Origin of the sequence: Paractinoplanes tereljensis (assembly GCF_016862435.1) — a bacterium.
In the GTDB taxonomy this organism is placed as follows: domain Bacteria; phylum Actinomycetota; class Actinomycetes; order Mycobacteriales; family Micromonosporaceae; genus Actinoplanes; species Actinoplanes tereljensis.
In genome coordinates this window covers 339,399-357,620 of sequence record NZ_BOMY01000033.1, presented here as the reverse complement: position 1 = coordinate 357,620, position 18,222 = coordinate 339,399, and the positions used below count along the sequence as shown (strand labels likewise).

Sequence of the window (18,222 nt, the reverse complement as noted above, 5' to 3'; positions counted from 1 at the left end):
ATATCACCTTCGGAGGTTGTTTGCGGCGGTAACTTCCCAGGAGAGCGATCTCTGGGAGGGGATGCCGTGGCGACCGTGCTGGTTGTGGACGATGTGGCGGCCAACCGGGAATTGATGGCCATGCTGCTCGGATACCGGGGGCACGAGGTTATTGAGGCGAGCGACGGAGCCGACGCGCTCGCCCTGGCCCAGAGCCGGCACCCCGACGTGGTCGTCTCGGACGTGCTGATGCCCGGGATAGACGGCCTGGAGATGGTGCACCGGCTGCGCAACGCTCCCGACCAGCAGGCCGCGCATGCCCCGGTCATCTTCTACACGGCCAACTACCTCGAGCCGGAGACCCGGCCGATCGCCGAGGCCTGCGGGGTGTCGCAGGTGGTGCTGCGCAGCGCCGACCCGCGCGAACTGCTCGACGCGGTCGAGGTGGCGCTGCGCAACGGCCCGGTCGAGATCACCCCGCGGCCGGCCGACGAGTTCGCCACCGTGCACGCCCGCGCCATCAACGCGACGCTGGTCGAGAAGGTCCGGGCGCTGCGGCACACCGAACGCCGCTTCGAGGCGATGGCCGCCTCCTCCCCCGTCGGCATCGTGCTGCTGGAGGCCGACGGCACCGCCGGCTACGTGAACCCGCGACTGTCCGCGATCACCGGCGAACCGGCCGACCGGCTGCTCGGCCGGGGCTGGCTCAGCCTGCTCGACCCGGAGACCCACGACGAGGCCCTGGCCGTGGTGCACGCCGGCGCCGGCGAGGCGGTCGAGCACCGCTACCGCAACCGGATCGTCCGCCCCGACGGCGAGGCGCGCTGGCTGCGCGTACACCTGCGGCCGGTGCGCGACGCCGAGGCCGAACTGTCCGGCGCGGTGGTGATGGTCGACGACATCACCGACGTGGTGGCGGCCGAGGAACGGGCCGGCTGGGAGGTACGCCAGCGGCAGGCCGAGGCCCGCCGCCGGGACGCCGAACGCCTGGACAGCCTGCGCCGGATGGCCGGCGGGATGGCCCACGACTTCAACAACCTGCTGGGCGCGATGCTCGGCTTCCTCACCCTGGCGATCGAGCAGATCACCGACGAGATCGAGGCCGGCCGGCTCACCAAGGCCACCGGCGACGCGCTGCTCGACGACCTGGGCCAGGTCACCAAGGGCGGCGAACGGGCCACCAAGCTCACCGAGCAGCTGCTCGCCTTCGGCCGCCGGGAGATCAGCCAGCCCGAGCTGGTCGACCTGGACGCGTTCCTGGCCAACGCGGCCGGCACCCTGGCCGAGGCGGCCGGCACCGGCATCAAGCTGGACCTGCGCCCCGGCGACGTGCCGGCCGTGCGGATCGACCCGAAGCTGCTCGACCGGCTGCTGAACATCCTGATCCACAACGCCCGCGACGCCATGCCGGAGGGCGGCACCATCACCATCACCAGCGGCCGCTCGGCGCACGGCCAGGCCACCATCACGGTCGCCGACGACGGCCGGGGCATGCCGCCGGACGTGCTGGCCCGCGCGTTCGAGCCGTTCTTCTCCACCAAGGCCGGCAGCCGCACCGCCGGGCTCGGCCTGGCCACCGCGCACGGCGTGGTCAGCCAGGCCGGCGGCGACCTGACCCTGGACTCCGAGGTGGGGCGGGGCACCACCGTGCTGATCCGGCTCCCGGCCGCGGAGGACGCGCCGCCGCGCGCCCGGGAGATCGCCGCACCGGTCACGCCGGCCAGCCCGCAGCCGGCCAACGGCGACCTGACCGTGCTGCTCGTCGACGACGAGAAGGACCTGCGCGAGGTGACCGCCCGGTTCATCGCGAAGGCCGGTTACCGGGTGCTGACCGCCGGGAGCGGTGCCGAGGCCCTGATCGTGGCCGAACGGCACCAGGACCCGATCCACTGCCTGGTCACCGACGTGGTGATGCCCGGCATGGACGGCCGCCAGCTGGCCCACCGCTTCCTCACCGACCGCCCCGACACCAAGGTCATCTTCATCTCGGGCTATGCCGAGGCGCTCATCGACGAGAACGGCCGCTCGCTGGAACCCGGGCGGACGATCCTGGCCAAGCCGTTCAGCAGCGCCGAGCTCACCGGGGCGCTGAAGGCGGCGCTGGCGCGATGACGGCGCCGAGCAGGGCGGCGACGGTGGTCACGTAGGCCTCGTTGTCGACCTGTTCGTCCCACACGGTCTGCACCAGCAGCCCCTGGTAGAGCGCGATCAGGATGCGGGCCAGCGCGTCCGGGTCGAAGCCCGGCGCCACGCCGGCGAGCAGGGCCGCGACCGCCGTACGCGGGTCGTCGACATTGCGCCGGGACAGCTCCCGCACCCGCGGGTTGCGCACCGCCTCGGCCCAGATCTGCACGCTGAGCCGCAGCCGGTCGGCCGATTCAGGCGCGCCCACCGACCGCAGGTAGTCGAGGTAGGCGCCGACCCGCTCGTCCACCGAGCCGGCGGCGAACACCTGCCGCTGGTCGTGCCACTCGGTGACGATCGCGGCGATCACGTCGTCCTTGCCGGCGAAGTACCGGTAGACCAGGCCGGCGCTGATCCCCGACTCCCGCACGATGTCCTGCATGGACGTGCGGTGGAAGCCGTCCCGGGCGAAGCAGGCGCCGGCCGCGTCCAGGATCTGCCGCCGCCGGGCGGCCAGGTACTCGTCGCTGACCTTGGGCATTACTGGATCTCCGCCGCCGCGACCCGGTAGAACGTGGCCGCCTGCTCGTGCCGCCCGAGCGGTTCGAGATAGCGGTCGGCGGCGTCCCGGGTGGACATGTCAAGCTCCAGCCGCAGGCCCCGCTCGGCCAGGTAGCCGCCGAGCCGAGCCGGCTCGAACCCGAACGTCCACGGCTCACCCTGCCGCTTGACCGCCTCCGGCCACGGCCCGGCGTCGATCACCCCGTCGAGCACCCGGCGGTCGACGTAGGTGAGGATCAGCCGGCTGCCGGTGGCGGTCAGGTCGGCGAGCCGCCGCAGGGTCTGGTCGACGGCCGGCTCGGTGAGGTAGTTGGTCACGCCCTCCCACACCACCACGGTCGGTTCCAGGGCCGCGAAACCGTTGCGCTGCAACGCTTCCCCAAGATCTTCAACCAGCAGATCGACGGGTACGAAGTGGACGTGCCGCCTTCGCTCGGGCCGCACCGCACCCCGGATCAGCCGGCGCTTCACGGCCTGGGTGGCCGGGTGGTCGGCCTCGAACACGGCGACCCGCTCGATCCCCGGCAGCCGGTAGGCCCGGCTGTCGTAGCCGGCCCCGAGCAGCAGCACCTGCCGCGCTCCCCCACCCAGGCTCTCCAGCACCAGATCGTCGATCAGCCGGGTGCGCGCCACCGCCGACGGCCGCGGACCGGGCCAGCGCGTGTCGATGAACCGCGACAGCCGCAGCCCGACCGGCCGCACCTTCGCGGCCCGCGCGAGCAGCCGATAGCCCCCGCCGAGAAACCGCACGGCGAGGGGGTCGTCGAACACCCGGTCGTGCCCGCGCGCCGTCTCCAGCGCACGGAACAGGGCCACCTGCTGCGCCGTCCGGCTCGCCTTGTTCTGCACAGTCCCGAGAATAATGAACGAGCGTCCATTTTTCTAGCCTGTCCCCGTTTGGAAATCCAGTTGACCTTCGTGATGAGGTTGGCGTCATGGTCACCCTCTCCGCCGGACTGTCCCCGGCCGCTCTGCAAGCCATCGCCGACCTGGAGCACCGTGTGGTCGCGGCCGACGGCGGGCGGCTCAAGCTGGAGTGGAACGCGCTGCGCAACCGCTCCGGCCAGGCCGCCGAGGACGTCCTGTGGTGGGACGGCGACCGGCTGCTCGGCTTCCTGGGCGTCTACGCGCACGGCGCACCGGAACTGGAGCTGGCCGGCATGGTCGACCCGGCCGCACGCGGGCGAGGCATCGGCACCGCGCTGCTCACCGCCGGGCTGGAGCTCTGCAGGGAGCGCGAGCACACCTCGGTGCTGCTTGTCGTGCCCCGTCCCTCGACCGCGGGCCGGGCACTCGCCGAGCGCCATGGCGGCCGTCTCGACCACAGCGAACACGCCCTGGAGATGCTCGACGAGCCTGTCTATGTCCCGGCCGATCCCCGGATCACCGTGCGCCCCGCCGCCGAGGCCGACCAGCCGGCCGTGCGCGAGATCCTGCGCCTCGGCTTCGGCTGGGACCCGCCCGAGTCAGCCGGCCGCGACCCGGAGACCCTGGTGGTCGAGCAGGACGGCCACCCGATCGGCACCGCCCGGCTGCACCGCGAGGGCGACCGGGCCGGTGTCTACGGCTTCGTGATCCACCCCGACCTGCAGGGCCAAGGCATCGGCCGAGACGTCCTGCACCGCATGTGCCGAACAGCCCGAGCCGACGGCGCGACCGTGGTCCACCTGGAGGTGGCCACCGACAACGACCGAGCCCTGCACCTCTACACCTCGCTGGGCTTCCACCCGGTGATCACCGAGGACTACTACGCGCTCTAGACACCTTTCAGGATCAAGGTCCAGAGAAACCCTTGCCGGTACGGGCGACACCGTCGACAACCGCAAATACCCCCGACCGCCGCCACCGCGCGACCGGAGTGCATCACCGGCACGTGCCGCGACTCTCGCGCAACCGGCCACTCACCCCTCGGCAAGCTTTGCTTTGCGCACCAATGCGCGCTGCTCTGCGTACCTCCGGTAAGCGCGCGAGTTCAGGCCCGTTCCAGGCGGGAAGACCCGGATGCGGAACCGGCCAGTACGGCCGGCGCAAACGCCCACAAAACGCCCTCGTGCCTGGAGCGGCCCGCCTGGCGCTTACCCGAGGTGCGCAGAGCAGCGCGTACGGGTAAGCAGTGCAAACTGTCGAACAGGCTGGTGTTTGTCCTGGTCGGCGGGGTTTGCCGGCAGGGCGGGTTTGGGTTGGGGTCTTGGGTCGGGACCGCCCGGGCGGGCGCGCGGAGGGTGAGTTGCGCCCAGCGGGACCGAGTGCCACGGGAGTGGTCCGGCGCGTACGGAAAAGGGATCTTTCTTTCCTGACAAAATCCGCCAGTTCCGGCGCGCGTCGATCGGTGCGGCGAGTGCAACAGGAGAACTAGCTTGACCACGCATGCCTTCGCCGTCGGCGAGAACGAAGAGGTCGTGGAGACGCTGCAGCGGGCGGTCACCGAAGCGGGCATCCGGCATGGCTCGGTCGTCGGGACCTCCTTCGTGCACGCCTACGTGACCGCGGTCAGCGCGCCCTGACGTGGGGTGACCCCGGGCTGCCGCACCGGGGTCACCAATCAGTTAGCTCGGGCCTACCGGGACGTCGCCTCGGAGGGTGATGCGGTGCATTACCCGGCGCTGGGTGCCGTAGTCGCGGTTCGCGTAATGAGCGGTGCTGCGGTTGTCCCACATCGCTACGTCGCCGGGGCGCCAGCGGTGCTTCACGATGTGTTCCGGCTTGGTCAGGTGGGCGTAGAGCAGGTCGAGGATGCCCCGGCTTTCGAACTCGGAGACGCCGACTATGTGCGAGGTGAAACCGGGGTTGACGAAGATGCCCTTGCGGCCGGTCTCCGGATGCACCCGCACCACGGGATGCTCGACCGGGGTCAGCTGGGTGACCACCTCGCCGTCCCACTCGTTGCCCTTGCCGCCTCGGCGCTGGGCCAGGTAGTAGCCGAACTCGCGGTTGCCGTCGTGCACCGCCGTGAGCTCGTCGGCCAGGCGCTGCACCGGGGCGGACAGCGAGTCGTACGCCAGCTGGGCGTCGGCCCACTGGGTGTCGCCACCGGTCGGTGGCAGCACCACCGCGCGCAGGATCGAGCCCAAGGGCGGGCGCTTCATGAACGTCACGTCGGTGTGCCACACGTCGGCGAAACCGTTGTCGGCGCTGTCCAGGGCATACACCTCGGGGTGGGCCGCGTCTACGCCGCCGACCACCGGGTGCGAGGCGGTCAGCTCTCCTACCCGGCGGCCCAGGGCCACCTGGCCGTCGTCGTCGAGGAGTTGGTCGCGGAAGAACAGCACCTTCCGGTCGACAAGCGCCTCGCGGAGCGAAGCCAGCTCGGTGTCGGACACCGAGGCCAGGTCGACGCCGTGCACGATGGCCCCGAAGTGCGGGCCCAGCGGTTCGAGTTCCTTCATGCGAACACTCCTGGGTGTCGGACCGCGGCACCCACCTGGGTGCGTGCCGCGGCGAAGGCGGGCAGGCTGCGCAACTCCTCCGGCTCGACCCCGGTGCGTGGCAGGTCGATCGGCAGGTCCAGGGCGACCTGGCCGGGCCGGGGGGTCAGCACGACCACCCGGCTGCCGAGGAAGACCGCCTCGTCCACGCTGTGCGTCACGAACACGCAGGTGCGGCCGGTTTCCGCGCTGACCCGGCGCAGGTCCTCCTGCAACCGTTCCCGGGTCAGCGCGTCCAGGGCCGCGAACGGCTCGTCGAGCAGCAGCAGCGGGTTGTCGACGGCCAGCGCCCGGGCGATCGCCACCCGCTGCTGCTGGCCGCCGGAGATCTGCCAGATCCGCCGCTTGGCCACGTCGTGCAGGCCCACCCGCTCGAGCAGCTCCTCGATGCGAGCAGTCGTGGCCGGCAGACCGGCGTAGCGCAGCGCCAGGGCGATGTTGCCGCCGACCGTGCGCCACGGGAACAGCCGTGGCTGCTGGAAGACCAGCCCGGCACCGCGCCCCGGCACCGGCGGCACCGCGGCCGTCAGCACCGAGCCCGACGTCGGCTTCTCAAATCCGGCGATCAGCCGCAGCAGGGTGCTCTTGCCGCACCCCGACGCACCGACCAGGACCAGGAACTCACCGGACGGCACCGACAGGTCAACCGGGCCGACCGCCGTCACGTCCCCGTACGAGTGCGTGACGCCATCGAGGACAACTGCGGCCGCGTCAGCCGAGGACACCGGGCAGGCCCTTCACGTAGATGGCCTTCTGCACGTCGGCCAGGGCCGGCACGGCGTCGATCTTCTGCTGCTTCTTGAGGAACTCGGCCGCGCTGACCAGGTTGTCGGCGAGCTTGCCGACGCTGCCCTCGGTGCCCAGCCACTCGGCCGAGGCCAGGTCGGCGGGCTTGAGGAAGACGCCCTGGGACAGCTGGTCCTGGGCCTCGGCCGGCGACAGGTTGAGCTCGGCCCCGACCGACTTGGCGGCGGCGGCCGGGTCGGACGCGATCAGGTCGAGCGCCTGGGCCTCGACCTTGCGCCACGCGTCGACCGCGTCGGGATGGGCGGTGGCGAACGCGGTGGACACCACGCCGAGGTCGAGGGTCGGCTTGCCGGCGGTGGCCAGCTCCCGGCTGCTGATCAGGACCTTTCCATCCTTCTTCAGCGAGGCCAGGGACGGCAGCCAGGTGTACGCGGCGTCCAGGTCACCGCGGGTCCAGGCGGCCTGGATGTCCTGCGGCTCGAGGTCGACGATGGTCAGCTCGGACTCCTTCACGCCGGCCTGGTCGAGGGCGGCGAGGAGGCTGTAGTGGGCGGTCGACGCGAACGGCGTGGCCACCTTCTTGCCCTTGAGGCTCGCCACGTCGGTGACGCCGGAACCGTTGCGGGCGACCAGTGCCTCGTTGTCGCCGGCCACGTCCAGCACGAACGCCACCTGGTAGGGGATGTTCAGCGGGGCGGACAGGCCGCGGGCGACCGGGGACGAGCCGATGGCCGCGATGTCCAGGCTCTTCGCGACGAAGGCCGTGTTGATCGAGGCACCGGAGTCGAACTTGGTCCAGGTGATCTTGTAGTCGGGCAGCGCCTTCTCGAGCAGGCCCTGGTTCTTCACGACCAGGTCGCCGCTGGGGAACGCCTGGTAGGCGATGCGGATGGATTTGTCGGCTGCCCCGTCACCACCGCTGGCGGCGCCGTTACCGCAGCCGGCCAGGACGACGACAGCGGCCAGCGAAGCGAAAATCTTCTTCATCAGTGCATTCCCTATCTATGCGCGACCGCGCCACGGGATCAGCCGCTTTTCGGCGATCTGCAGCAGGGCGTCGATGAGCAGGCCGGAGAGGCCGATGGCGAACAGTCCGAGTACGACGACGTCGGTCTGCGAGTAGCGCTGGGCGTCGCGGACCATGCCGCCGATGCCGGGAACGCCGTTGATGGTCTCGGCCGCGACGACCGACGAGTAGGCGACGCCCACCGCGATCCGCACGCCGGTGAAGATCTCGGGAAGGGCGTGCGGCAGCACCACGTCCCGCACCGCCTGCCACTTGCTCGCGCCGAGCGCCCGGGCCGCCTCGACCAGGCCGGTGGGCGCGCCGAGCACGGCCGCGGCGGTGGCCACGGCGACCGGCGGCAGAGCGGCGATCGACAGCAGCCACAGCTTCGGCGTCTCGTCGATGCCGAACCAGATGATGAACAGGCTGAAGTAGGCCAGCGGGGGCAGGGCCCGCACGAACGTCACGACCGGCTCGGTGACCACCCGGAACCAGGTCACCGTGCCCATGATCAGGCCGAGCACGAGGCCACCCGCGACCCCGATGACCGAGCCGATCAGGATGCGCCGCAGGGAGACCCCGAGGTGTTCGATCAGCAGGTGACCGCTGTAACCCCGTACGCCGTCATGGACTGTCGAGGTGACGACCAGCTGATGCCAGACCGCCCCGGGCGAGGGAATGAAGGTCGGGTTCTGGGTGGTGCGCGCCGCGAGTTCCCACAGCGCGTACAGCACCACCAGCGCGACCAGCCGCAGCAGAATGCGGCGCTTGCGCCGCGGCGAGGCGAGGGTCGCGGCAGGCGCGACCGTCACGGGACGGGTTTCCAGCGATGTGGACAAGGGGGTCACTCCAGGACGGGCGCGTGAATGCCCATTTCCTACCTTGCCTATCGGTTTTATGCAACCAGTTGTCCCGGCTGCTGGACACCCAGCGCGGAGCGGATCTCGGCGGCGACCGCGTCGGCCACCCGCGGGTCGGACCCGTTGCGGGCGCGCAGCAGCAGTTCGGCCGACTTGACCGGCGGCAGATCGGGCCGGGCGACCACGCCGTCCGGAGTGGAGGCGGTCTCGGCCATCAGGGCCACCCCGAGCCCGGAGCGCACCGCGTCGAGCACCCCGGCGGCATAGCCGGAGTCACACACCACATAGGGGTCCAGACCCCGCGCGGCCAGCGCGGCGAGGGCCCGGCGGCGCAGCACGCACGGCTCCTCGATGGCCACCACCGGCCACCCGCGGCCGGCCGGCGGCTGCCAGCCGGGCGCTGCGTACCACCTCAGGGGCAACGAGCCGACCGGGACACCGGTCGCGTTGGACGCCTCGGCCAGGTGCACGGCCAGGTCGATCATGCCGCGGTCGACCGCGTCGTCGAGCCGGCGGGTGCGGTCGATCCGGAACCGGACCTGGTGGCCGGGCAGCGCCGCGGTGACCGCGGGCAGGATCAGGTCGGCGGCGTGCTCGGTGGTCCCGACGGTCACCGTCGGCCGGTCGGCGCCGACCAGCCGGCGCAGCGCGTCGTCGTGCGCGCCCAGGATGCGGCGGGCCTCGCCGAGCAGCGCCTGCCCGTCCGGGGTGAACACCGCACCGCGGCCCTGCCGCTCGACAAGCGGCCGGCCGATCACCTTCTCCAGCCGGCGGACGTGCTGACTGACCGCCGATTGGCTCACCAGCAGGGTGGTCGCGGCCCGGTGGAAACCACCGCAGTCGGCGACCGCGACCAGGCTGCGCAGTGCGACGATGTCGAGCACGTGTCCCATAGGCAGCACGCTAGCAGCGGATTGATAAGAAATTCTATTTAATTCCGATGGGATATCAGTATTGGACATCACGGTCCGGGCGCACGCATGCTGACGACCATGACGACTGCGTACGACGAACCCAGCGGCATCGCCGCTCGCGGGACCCTGCTGGTGGCGGCCGGTCGCGGTGAGACCGCGGCCGCCTACGAGCGATTCGGCCGCCGCATCGCCGCCGACGGCTACCGGGTCCGGGTTCTGCCGGACGTCACCGCCGACCTGGAGGCGAGCTTCGCCGCGGCCGGGAAGCTCCTTGTCGACGACTCCCTGCCGGGCCCGAAGGTGATCGTCGGCTCGGACACCGGCGCCCTGTTCGGGCTGGCCCTGGCCGCGCGCCGGGCCCCGGGCCTGGACGCCCTGATCCTGGCCGGCCTGCCGGTCGCGACCCCGCAGCCGGCGGTCAACCTGCTGGGCTGGGAGGCCGAGGTCGAGGCTCGCACCGCATGCCCGAACCACCAGCGCGTGCTGGGTGGCGGCGCGGCAACCCCGGGCGCTCTTTTTTCGGCTCCAATTCCTACTGAACTAATCGGCCATGCAGGCAATGTCGGAGTGCCGACCCTGGGCGTGCACGGCGACGCCGACACGGTGAGCCCGCTGGCCGAGGCCCGCGCGCACTACCCCGGCACGCTTGTCACGATCACCGGCGGCCGGCACGACGTGCTCAACGACGTCACCCACCGCACGGTCGCCGCGACCATCATCGTGTTCCTGGAGCGGCTGCGCCTCGGCGCCGACCTGCCGGTGATCGCGCAGGTCCAGCCGTGAGCCGCTACATCGTCGTCGGGGCCGGCGCGGTCGGCGCGTCGATCGCCGCCGAACTGCACCGGGCCGGCGTGGAGACGCTCCTGGTGGCGCGGGGCGCGCACCTCGCCGCGCTGAGCGAGCACGGCCTGCGGTACGTCCGCCCGGACGGCGAGCACACCCTGCACCTGCCGGTGGTGAGCGGACCGGCCGACGCCGACCTCACCGAGGACGACGTGCTGCTGCTGGCCACCAAGACCCAGGACACCGCGGCCGCGGTCGCCGCCTGGGCCTGGCAGCCGGTCAAGCGCAGCGACGGCAGCACCGGTACGGCCGCCGCCGACCTGCCGATCGTCACCCTGCAGAACGGCCTGGAGAACGAGCGGATCGCGCTGCGCTCGTTCGCCCGGGTGATCGGCGGCGTGGTGTGGATCCCGGCCCTGCACGTCGAGCCGGGCGTGGTGGTCAACCGCGGCGCCCCGGAACCGGCCGTGCTGTGGCTGGGCCGCTATCCCGAGGGCACCGAGCGGGTCACTGCCATCGCCGAGGACCTGCGCCGGGGTGGCTTCACCACGCACGTGGTCCCGGACATCGCCGCGCACAAGGCCACCAAGCTGATCGGCAACCTGTTCAACGGTCTGGACGCGCTGTACCCGGCCAGCCCGCTGCGGGCCGCCGCGGTGGAGGCGCTGCGGGCCGAGGCCCGGGCCGTCTACGCGGCGGCCGGGATCACCCCGGCCACCCCCGACACCGGCGGTTTCCGGGCCGTCGAGATCCCCGGGTACGAGCGGGGCGGCAACTCGACCTGGCAGAGCCTGGCCCGCCAGGTGCCGCCCGAGATCGACTACCTGAACGGCGAGATCGTGCTGCTCGGCCGCCTGCACGGGGTGGAAACGCCGCACAACGAGGCGGTCCGCCGCCGGGTGCACCAGGCCGTCGCCGAGGCCACCCCGGCCGGTTCGCTGGGCGACACCGACCTGGCCGCCACCCTGCCCGGCCTGACCGTCGAGCGGGAGCGGCCGCCGGTGCTGATCACCGCGGCCGACCTGTACCGCCGGGTGACCGAGCCGGAAGCGCCGGTGCTGCTCGACGTGCGCTGGCAGCTGGGCGACCCGCACGGCGCCGACCACTACCGCGAGACGCACATCCCCGGTGCGCTCTACGTCGACCTGGAGACCGAGCTGTCCGGGCCGCACGCGCCCGGCGCCGGCCGGCATCCACTGCCGAGCATCGAGCAGTTGCAGAAGGCCGCCCGGCGCTGGGGCATCACCCGGGAACGCGGCGTGGTCGTCTACGACAACACCGGCGGACTGGCCGCGGCTCGGGCCTGGTGGCTGCTGCGCTGGGCCGGCGTGCCCGACGTACGCATCCTGGACGGTGGCCTGACCGCCTGGCGGGCCGAGGGATACGGCGTCGGCCAGGGCGAAGCCCGGCCGCGCCCGGCCAGTGACATCGTCCTCGACGGCGGCCACCTGCCGGTGCTGACCGCCGACGAGGCCGCCGCCCTGCCCGGCACCGGAACCCTGCTGGACGCCCGGGCCGGCGAACGCTACCGCGGCGAGGTGGAGCCGATCGACCCCAAGGCCGGGCACATTCCGGGCGCGGTCAGCGCACCCACCGCCGGCAACCTGCGGGACGGCGTTCCGCTCTTCAAGACCGCCGACGAACTGCGCGAACGCTTCGCCGAGGTGACCGGTCCGGTCGGCGTCTACTGCGGATCCGGGGTCACCGCCGCGCACGAGATCGCCGCCCTGGCGGTCGCCGGGATCGATGCCGCTCTCTACCCCGGGTCCTGGTCGGCCTGGTCGTCCGACCCGGACCGGCCGGTCGCGACGGGAGGGAACCCATGACCTTGCCCGTCGATCTCGCCCAATTGCCGGCCGTCACGGCCGTCTTGGCCGCAAACGCCGGAGAGTACGACCGGAGCGGCGCGTTCCCGCATACCGGCATCCGAGCGGTGCACGAGGCCGGCCTGCTCACCGCCACGGTGGGCAGGCAGTACGGCGGGCCCGGCCTGGGTGTCGACGGGCTCACCCGGATCCTGCTGGCGCTGGGCCGGGGTGACCCGTCGGTGGCCCTGATCGCCTCGATGACCCAGCTCCCGCACCTGTTCCAGGCGCTGCACCCGACCTGGCCGGCCGCCGTCTACGCCGACGTGCTGGCCGCGTCGGCGGCCGGGCCGGCCCTGCTGAACACCTGCCGGGTCGAACCCGACCTCGGCTCGCCGTCCCGGGGCGGGCTGCCGGCCACGGTCGCCCGCCGCACCGTTTCCGGCTGGTCGCTGTCCGGCCGGAAGCGGTTCGTCACCGGCGCGGCCGGGCTCAGCTACTTCCTGGTCTGGGCCGGCACCGACGAGCCGTCGCCGCGGGTCGGCACGTTCGTGGTACCGGCCGACACCCTCGGCATCGAGGTGGTGCCCGCCTGGAACCAGCTGGGCCTGCGGGCCAGCGGCAGCCACGACGTGGTCTTCACCGACGTGCCGATCCCCCGCGACGACGTCCTCGCCCTGGTACCGGCCGACGACCGGGCCCAGCAGGACAACCTGGCCGGTGGTGCGCTGCACCTGCCGCTGGCCGCGATCTACGTCGGGGTGGCCCGGGCCGCCCAGGACTGGTTCCACCGCTTCGCCCACGAACGGGTGCCGGCCAACCTGGGCCGGCCGATCGCCACCACCGACCGGTTCAAAGCGGCGGCCGGGGAGATCGAGGCCCTGCTGTCCACGGCCGAACGCCTGCTGCTGGACGCCACCGCCCGGTTCGAGGCCGGCACCCCGCCGACCGGGGCCGAGGCGCTGGCCGCCCGGGTGATCGCCAACCGGCACGCGGTCGCCGCCGTCACCCTGGCCACCCGGCTGCTCGGCAACCCCGGCCTGAACCGCGACAACCCCCTGGAGAGGCACTTCCGCGACGTGCAGTCGGCGCTGGTGCACGCCCCCCAGGAGGACGTAGCCCTGCAGGCGATCGGCGCGGCCGCCCTGAGTTCGGCCGCTCTGGAGCACGCGTGAGCTGGCTTGATACGACCGGTGTCGAGTGGACCGCCGACCCGGCGGCCCTGGCCGTCGCTCGGCTCGACCGGTCCGGGGTGGAGCCGGACGGCACCCCGTCGGCGGTGGTCTTCCCGCGGACGGCGGCCGACGTTCAAGCGGTGCTGCGGGGCGCCTCTGCCACCCGTACACCCGTAGTGCCGCGCGGCGCCGGAACCGCGCTGACCGGCGCGACCACCGCCGGGGCCGGCGAGATCGTCCTCGATCTCAGCCGGATGAACCGGATCCTCGACCTGCGGCCCGACGACGGCATCGCCGTCGCCGAACCCGGCGTGATCACCGCCGACCTGGACCGGGCGGCGGCCGCGGCCGGCCTGGCCTACGCGCCCGACCCGGCCAGCGTGGAGATCTCCACGATCGGCGGGAACATCGCCACCAACGCGGGCGGGTTGCGCTGCGCGAAGTACGGCGTGACCCGGGACGCGGTGCTCGGCCTCGACGTGGTGCTGGCCGACGGCCGGCTGATCAGCACCGGCCGGGCCACCCTCAAGGGGGTCGCCGGATATGACCTGACCGGCCTGTTCGTCGGTTCCGAGGGCACCCTCGGGGTGGTGGTGTCGGCGACGCTGCGGCTGCGACCGTTGCCCGCGCCGACCGCGACCATCGCCGCCACCTATCCGTCCCTGGCGGCGGCCGCCGACGCGTCGGTCGCGCTGACCGCCGCCCGGATCCAGCCGGTGATGGCCGAACTGCTCGACGCCGCCACCTTGGCCGCCCTCGGGCTATCCGGCGCGGCGTTGCTGATAGTGCAGGTCGACGACGATCCGGCGCCGGCCGAGGCGGTGCTCAAGCCGGGCGCGGTCGAGCTGCGCAGCAGCACCGACCCGGCCGAGGCAGCCACCCTGCTCGCGGCCCGGCGGCAGGCGCTGCCCGCAATCGAACGGCTGGGCCGCCCACTCATCGAGGACATCGCGGTCCCGCGCTCCCGGATGGCCGACGCGATCCGGTCCATCGAGGAGATCGCCCACCGGCACGACGTGCGCATCTGCACCCTGGCCCACGCCGGCGACGGCAACCTGCACCCGATCATCGTGACGGACCGCGACGCGATCGCCCCGGCCGCGCACCGGGCCGCCGAGGACATCTTCGCCCTGGCCCTGGACCTGGGCGGCACGGTAACCGGCGAACACGGCGTAGGCACTCTGAAGCGCGCTTGGCTGGCCCGCGAGCTGGGCCCCGACAGCCACGCCCTGCAGCAGCAGCTGAAGGCCGTCTTCGACCCGCTCAACATCCTCAACCCCGGCAAGGCCCTGTAGCCCTAGGGTGGGCGGCGTGGAGCGGCTCATGCATGCGTGGCGGATCGAGGATCGGGAATATCGGCGGCAGGAGACGTTGCGCGGGCGGAGGCACGCCTTTACCCGGTTGGACCCGGCGCGGACGGCGCTGATCGTGGTGGACATGGTCGGGTTCTTCGCCGAGGAGAGCGGCTACGTGCGGGGCATCGTTCCCAACATCGCGCGGCTCGCCGACGCGACGCGGGACGCAGGCGGGACGGTGGTGTGGGTGCTGCCGGCGGTGTCGCCGCCGGACGCGGTGGCGACCGAGTTCTTCGGGGCGGCTCAGGCCGAGGTGTTCCGGCTCAGCGGTGGCGCCGGGGCGCCGCGCGACCGGCTGTGGCACGAGTTCACCGTGGACGACGCCGATCTGATCGTCGAGAAGACCGCCACCAGCGCGTTCTTCCCGGGGCGGTCGCCACTGCCGGAACTGCTTCCCGCGCGCGGCATCGACAACGTGATCATCACGGGCACGGTCACCAACGTGTGCTGCGAGGCGTCGGCCCGGGACGCGAGCACGCTCGGCTATCGGGTGGTGATGGTCGCCGACGCGAACGCTGCCCGCCGCGACGAAGACCACAACAACACCCTTTACACCATTTACCGTACGTACGGGGATGTGCGCACGACCGACGACGTGATCGGCCTGCTCGCCGATGCGTGACCGTCCCGAGGGAGTCACCGACGCCGACGTGCGCGCGGCCCTCGCGGACGGGTGGGGCATCACCGCGGGTGAGCTCGAATACCGAGCGGTCGGCGCGGGCAGCTACCACTGGGCGGTGGACGACCGGTGGTTCGTGACGGTGGACGGGCTCGGGTTCGCGTCCTCGTTCGCGCCGCTGACCCGGGCCCTGGAAACCGCGGTGGCGCTGCGCCGCGACGCTGGCCTCGACTTCGTGGTCGCCCCTCTCGGCACGCCGCGGGTGCTGTGGCCGCTCGGCCACCGGCACGCGATGGCTGTGTATCCCCTGATGCCCGGGACCGCCGGCGATTTCGGCCCACACTCGCCGGCGTCACGGGAGGCGGTGCTGGAGCTGATAGCCGCCCTGCACCGGGCCACCCCCGCCATTGCCGGCCTCGCCGAGGTCACCGACCTGGAACTGCCGGGGCACGCGGAACTGCTCGATGCGCTGGCCACGCTCGGCACTCTCTGGACGGGCGGGCCTTACGCCGTACCCGCGCAGTCTCTCCTGGCCACCCACCAGCGCAAGATCCACGCCTGGCTCGACCGCCGCGACCGGATGGCCGCCGGGCTGAAGGCCGGCGCAGCCGGCTGGGTGATCACCCACGGCGAGCCCCATCCGGGCAATGTCCTGCACGGACCGACCGGCCCGCTGCTGATCGACTGGGACACCACCCGGATAGCCCCACCCGAGCGAGACCTCTGGCTCCTGACGAAGAACCCGTTGGAAGCCGGCCCCTCTTCGGAGGCCACCGACCTCGTCCGATACACCGAAATCACCGGCCGAAGGCCGTCGGCGGAGGCTCTAGCCTTCTACCGCCTCAACTGGATTCTGGCCGATATCGCCGTCTACACGGCCGACCTGCGCCGGCCGCACGGACCCGGCGGCGACGCCGAGGACGCCCTCACCTACCTGGAAGCCAACCTGACTACGCCGTGACCAACTGCTCGGAAACGGCCCACAAGCGGCGGCCGGCCTCCGGGTCGGCCGCGGCCGGCGCCGGGACCAGCGCCTTCGGTGCGCCGCGCATCTCCCCCGGACCGCCCGGCCCGATCAGCTCACCGCTCGCCACCTGCGGCGCGGTGGCCGCGTAGAGCAAGGGCAGCGCCCCGCGAGCCGCCGACACCGCGACCAGCGGATTGCCGATCCGGGTGAGCAGGAACCGGTACAGCCCCGGCGGCACCGACCCCTGCAGCCCGGTCCTGGCATAGCCCGGATGAGCGGCCACGCTGACGCCTTCCCACCGCCGGTGCAGCTCCAGCGCGAAGACCATATTGGCCAGCTTGGACCGGTTGTAGGCGTCGGTCGGCGAATACCCCGACGCCGCGCTCAGATCGTCGAGATCGAGGCGCCCCTTGCGATGCAGCACCGAGGTGACGGTCACGACCCGCCCGTCGATCCGATCAAGCAGCCCGGTGGTCAGCGCGAAATGCCCGAGATGGTTGACCGCGAACTGCAATTCGTACCCCTGCGCGCTCAACGTCCGCGGCACCGCCATGATCCCGGCGTCGTTGATCAGAAGATCAAGGCGGCCATGGCCGCTACGCACGGCCGTCGCAAACTCGCGCACGGAGTCCAGATCGGCCAGATCCAGTGGGTACGTCGAATGCCCCGTCCCCGGCAGCAGGTCGATCGTCGCGCTCGCCTTTCCCGGATCGCGTGCCCCGATGATCAGCCGAGCCCCGGCCCGAGCCAGCTCCCGCGCCACGACCAGGCCGAGCCCACTGGTAGCCCCGGTAATCACGGCAACCCGGCCGGTCTGATCCGGAATGTTGTCCACCGTCCAGCTCATGCGACACATACTGCCGCCGGTGGCACTGAGTGTCAACGGAGGCGTCCAGTATCCTCACGGAATGAATCTCGCCGACCGCAAGCGCCAGTTGGTGGTCGACGAACTGACCGAGGCCGCTCTGCAGCTGATGGCGGTCAAGGGTTTCGAGGTCACCACGGTCGACGAGATCGTGGCCACCGCCGGGGTCTCCCGCCGCACGTTCTTCCGCTATTTCGCGTCCAAGGAGGACGTGCTGGTCCAGCTGCTGGCCTACCTGGGCGATGTCATGCGCGACACGATCGCGTCCCGGCCGCCGGCCGAGCCACCGGCCGTGGTCCTGCGGCACGCCCTGGCCGAGGCGATCGACGACTGCCGCGACTCCCGCGACAAGGCGCTGCGGGTGGTCCAGCTGGTCCTGGTCACCCCGTCACTACTGGCGAGATTCCTGGAACGACAGTCCCAGTGGCAGACCATGCTGGCCGGCGCCCTGACCGCCCGCGGCGTCAACGAGTTCCGGGCCGACCTGGCCGCCGGCACCGCCCTGGCCGCCTTCGTCACGGTGCTGCGCCGCTGGTCCGCCCCCGGCTCCACCGACGACCCGGTGGCCCTGCTCGACGAGGCGTTCACCTACCTGGGCCCGGCCCTGTGAGGATCCGGCAGTTCGACTGGCCCGACTACGAGGCGGTGACGGCGGTGTGGGCGGCGGCCGCCCGCGAGATCGTGCCGCGAGCCGAGCTGGAGGCGAAACTGACCCGCGACCCGGAACTGTTCCTGGTCGCTCTGGACGAGACCGCCGTGACCGGCGTGGTGATGGGCACCTACGACGGCCGCCGCGGCTGGATCCTGCGCCTGGCCGTCCACCCCGGCCACCGCCGCCAAGGCATCGCAAGCGAGCTGGTGGCCGAGCTCGAGCGACGCTTCAAGGCACTGGGCTGCCCGCGGGTAAACCTGCTGGTCATGCCGGACAACACCGCCGGCCTGCGGTTCTGGCAGGAGCTGGGCTACCTGCCGATGCCCGACGTCCTCTGCACGAAGCCTCTGCTCTAGCCGGCCAGCATCCGATCGGCCGAGGGCGC

The 18,222-nt window shown here is 72.1% G+C and carries 19 protein-coding genes and 1 pseudogene; 12 read left to right on the top strand and 8 right to left on the bottom strand.

Going from position 1 to position 18,222, the window contains the following annotated elements:
* The first annotated feature begins 66 nt into the window (after nt 1–66).
* On the top strand, nt 67–2,091 hold the full coding sequence (locus tag Ate02nite_RS24440) for an ATP-binding response regulator (protein ID WP_203809394.1): 2,025 nt from the start codon (nt 67–69) through the stop codon (nt 2,089–2,091).
* Here the strand turns inward: Ate02nite_RS24440 and Ate02nite_RS24435 are convergent.
* A complete protein-coding gene (locus Ate02nite_RS24435; protein WP_203809392.1) occupies nt 2,057–2,644 on the bottom strand; it encodes a TetR/AcrR family transcriptional regulator in 588 nt (195 codons plus the stop codon). The genes Ate02nite_RS24440 and Ate02nite_RS24435 overlap by 35 nt on opposite strands.
* Entirely contained in the window at nt 2,644–3,513 is an 870-nt protein-coding gene (locus tag Ate02nite_RS24430; protein ID WP_203809390.1) for a class I SAM-dependent methyltransferase, read from the bottom strand. Before Ate02nite_RS24430 ends, Ate02nite_RS24435 begins: the two co-directional genes overlap by 1 nt.
* A gap of 86 nt (nt 3,514–3,599) precedes the next feature.
* Between Ate02nite_RS24430 and Ate02nite_RS24425 the strand changes: the two genes are divergently transcribed.
* Together Ate02nite_RS24425 and Ate02nite_RS24420 are read left to right on the top strand one after the other, a co-directional pair.
* Nucleotides 3,600–4,424: a GNAT family N-acetyltransferase gene (locus tag Ate02nite_RS24425; RefSeq protein WP_203809388.1), complete on the top strand. Its 825-nt coding sequence runs from the start codon at nt 3,600–3,602 to the stop codon at nt 4,422–4,424.
* A gap of 597 nt (nt 4,425–5,021) precedes the next feature.
* Nucleotides 5,022–5,168: a hypothetical protein gene (locus Ate02nite_RS24420; protein ID WP_203809386.1), complete on the top strand. Its 147-nt coding sequence runs from the start codon at nt 5,022–5,024 to the stop codon at nt 5,166–5,168.
* Nucleotides 5,169–5,210: 42 nt separating this feature from the next.
* On the opposite strand, the gene Ate02nite_RS24415 is transcribed toward Ate02nite_RS24420, so the two are convergent.
* From Ate02nite_RS24415 to Ate02nite_RS24395, 5 genes are all read right to left on the bottom strand, one after another.
* On the bottom strand, nt 5,211–6,050 hold the full coding sequence (locus Ate02nite_RS24415) for a TauD/TfdA dioxygenase family protein (protein ID WP_203809384.1): 840 nt from the start codon (nt 6,048–6,050) through the stop codon (nt 5,211–5,213).
* Nucleotides 6,047–6,814: an ABC transporter ATP-binding protein gene (locus Ate02nite_RS24410; protein ID WP_203809382.1), complete on the bottom strand. Its 768-nt coding sequence runs from the start codon at nt 6,812–6,814 to the stop codon at nt 6,047–6,049. The genes Ate02nite_RS24415 and Ate02nite_RS24410 overlap by 4 nt, the downstream gene beginning before the upstream one ends.
* Nucleotides 6,801–7,823: a taurine ABC transporter substrate-binding protein gene (locus tag Ate02nite_RS24405; RefSeq protein ID WP_203809380.1), complete on the bottom strand. Its 1,023-nt coding sequence runs from the start codon at nt 7,821–7,823 to the stop codon at nt 6,801–6,803. Before Ate02nite_RS24405 ends, Ate02nite_RS24410 begins: the two co-directional genes overlap by 14 nt.
* Nucleotides 7,824–7,838: 15 nt before the next feature.
* Nucleotides 7,839–8,654: an ABC transporter permease gene (locus Ate02nite_RS24400; RefSeq protein WP_239147648.1), complete on the bottom strand. Its 816-nt coding sequence runs from the start codon at nt 8,652–8,654 to the stop codon at nt 7,839–7,841.
* Between the two features lie 83 nt (nt 8,655–8,737).
* Nucleotides 8,738–9,595, bottom strand: a complete 858-nt coding sequence (locus Ate02nite_RS24395) for a LysR family transcriptional regulator (RefSeq protein WP_203809376.1) — start codon at nt 9,593–9,595, stop codon at nt 8,738–8,740.
* A 99-nt stretch (nt 9,596–9,694) separates the two neighbouring features.
* Here Ate02nite_RS24395 and Ate02nite_RS24390 point away from each other — a divergent pair, with 99 nt between their 5' ends.
* The 7 genes and pseudogenes from Ate02nite_RS24390 (at nt 9,695) to Ate02nite_RS24360 (ending at nt 16,314) form a co-directional block, all read left to right on the top strand.
* Nucleotides 9,695–10,399, top strand: a complete 705-nt coding sequence (locus Ate02nite_RS24390) for an alpha/beta hydrolase (RefSeq protein WP_203809375.1) — start codon at nt 9,695–9,697, stop codon at nt 10,397–10,399.
* Nucleotides 10,396–11,295, top strand: a pseudogene (locus Ate02nite_RS50030) (ketopantoate reductase family protein); the annotation flags it as partial. The gene Ate02nite_RS24390 and the pseudogene Ate02nite_RS50030, both read left to right, overlap by 4 nt.
* A gap of 105 nt (nt 11,296–11,400) precedes the next feature.
* Nucleotides 11,401–12,225, top strand: coding sequence for a sulfurtransferase (locus Ate02nite_RS50025; protein ID WP_438871249.1), 825 nt, complete (start codon nt 11,401–11,403; stop codon nt 12,223–12,225).
* Nucleotides 12,222–13,379 (top strand): acyl-CoA dehydrogenase family protein, encoded by a 1,158-nt coding sequence (locus tag Ate02nite_RS24375; protein WP_203809373.1) that lies wholly within the window; start codon nt 12,222–12,224, stop codon nt 13,377–13,379. Before Ate02nite_RS50025 ends, Ate02nite_RS24375 begins: the two co-directional genes overlap by 4 nt.
* The gene (locus Ate02nite_RS24370; protein ID WP_203809371.1) at nt 13,376–14,674 is read left to right on the top strand and encodes an FAD-binding oxidoreductase; all 1,299 of its coding nucleotides are present in this window, start codon (nt 13,376–13,378) and stop codon (nt 14,672–14,674) included. The genes Ate02nite_RS24375 and Ate02nite_RS24370 overlap by 4 nt, the downstream gene beginning before the upstream one ends.
* A gap of 16 nt (nt 14,675–14,690) precedes the next feature.
* Complete coding sequence (locus tag Ate02nite_RS24365; protein ID WP_203809369.1) at nt 14,691–15,356, top strand: cysteine hydrolase family protein; 666 nt, start codon at nt 14,691–14,693, stop codon at nt 15,354–15,356.
* On the top strand, nt 15,349–16,314 hold the full coding sequence (locus tag Ate02nite_RS24360; protein ID WP_203809367.1) for a phosphotransferase: 966 nt from the start codon (nt 15,349–15,351) through the stop codon (nt 16,312–16,314). The genes Ate02nite_RS24365 and Ate02nite_RS24360 overlap by 8 nt, the downstream gene beginning before the upstream one ends.
* On the opposite strand, the gene Ate02nite_RS24355 is transcribed toward Ate02nite_RS24360, so the two are convergent.
* Nucleotides 16,304–17,167: an oxidoreductase gene (locus tag Ate02nite_RS24355; RefSeq protein ID WP_239147646.1), complete on the bottom strand. Its 864-nt coding sequence runs from the start codon at nt 17,165–17,167 to the stop codon at nt 16,304–16,306. The two genes, Ate02nite_RS24360 and Ate02nite_RS24355, sit on opposite strands and share 11 nt — an antisense overlap.
* 61 nt (nt 17,168–17,228) lie before the next feature.
* Between Ate02nite_RS24355 and Ate02nite_RS24350 the strand changes: the two genes are divergently transcribed.
* Together Ate02nite_RS24350 and Ate02nite_RS24345 are read left to right on the top strand one after the other, a co-directional pair.
* Complete coding sequence (locus Ate02nite_RS24350) at nt 17,229–17,795, top strand: TetR family transcriptional regulator (RefSeq protein ID WP_203809362.1); 567 nt, start codon at nt 17,229–17,231, stop codon at nt 17,793–17,795.
* A complete protein-coding gene (locus tag Ate02nite_RS24345; RefSeq protein ID WP_239147645.1) occupies nt 17,792–18,193 on the top strand; it encodes a GNAT family N-acetyltransferase in 402 nt (133 codons plus the stop codon). The genes Ate02nite_RS24350 and Ate02nite_RS24345 overlap by 4 nt, the downstream gene beginning before the upstream one ends.
* Nucleotides 18,194–18,222: the final 29 nt, after the last annotated feature.

Coding starts and splice junctions, on each gene's coding strand:
- Ate02nite_RS24350 (WP_203809362.1), top strand. CDS start 17,229: ATGAATCTCGCCGACCGCAAGCGCCAGTTGGTGGTCGACGAACTGACC.
- Ate02nite_RS24390 (WP_203809375.1), top strand. CDS start 9,695: ATGACGACTGCGTACGACGAACCCAGCGGCATCGCCGCTCGCGGGACC.
- Ate02nite_RS24360 (WP_203809367.1), top strand. CDS start 15,349: ATGCGTGACCGTCCCGAGGGAGTCACCGACGCCGACGTGCGCGCGGCC.
- Ate02nite_RS24355 (WP_239147646.1), bottom strand. CDS start 17,167: ATGAGCTGGACGGTGGACAACATTCCGGATCAGACCGGCCGGGTTGCC.
- Ate02nite_RS24395 (WP_203809376.1), bottom strand. CDS start 9,595: ATGGGACACGTGCTCGACATCGTCGCACTGCGCAGCCTGGTCGCGGTC.
- Ate02nite_RS24435 (WP_203809392.1), bottom strand. CDS start 2,644: ATGCCCAAGGTCAGCGACGAGTACCTGGCCGCCCGGCGGCGGCAGATC.
- Ate02nite_RS24415 (WP_203809384.1), bottom strand. CDS start 6,050: ATGAAGGAACTCGAACCGCTGGGCCCGCACTTCGGGGCCATCGTGCAC.
- Ate02nite_RS24405 (WP_203809380.1), bottom strand. CDS start 7,823: ATGAAGAAGATTTTCGCTTCGCTGGCCGCTGTCGTCGTCCTGGCCGGC.
- Ate02nite_RS24375 (WP_203809373.1), top strand. CDS start 12,222: ATGACCTTGCCCGTCGATCTCGCCCAATTGCCGGCCGTCACGGCCGTC.
- Ate02nite_RS24425 (WP_203809388.1), top strand. CDS start 3,600: ATGGTCACCCTCTCCGCCGGACTGTCCCCGGCCGCTCTGCAAGCCATC.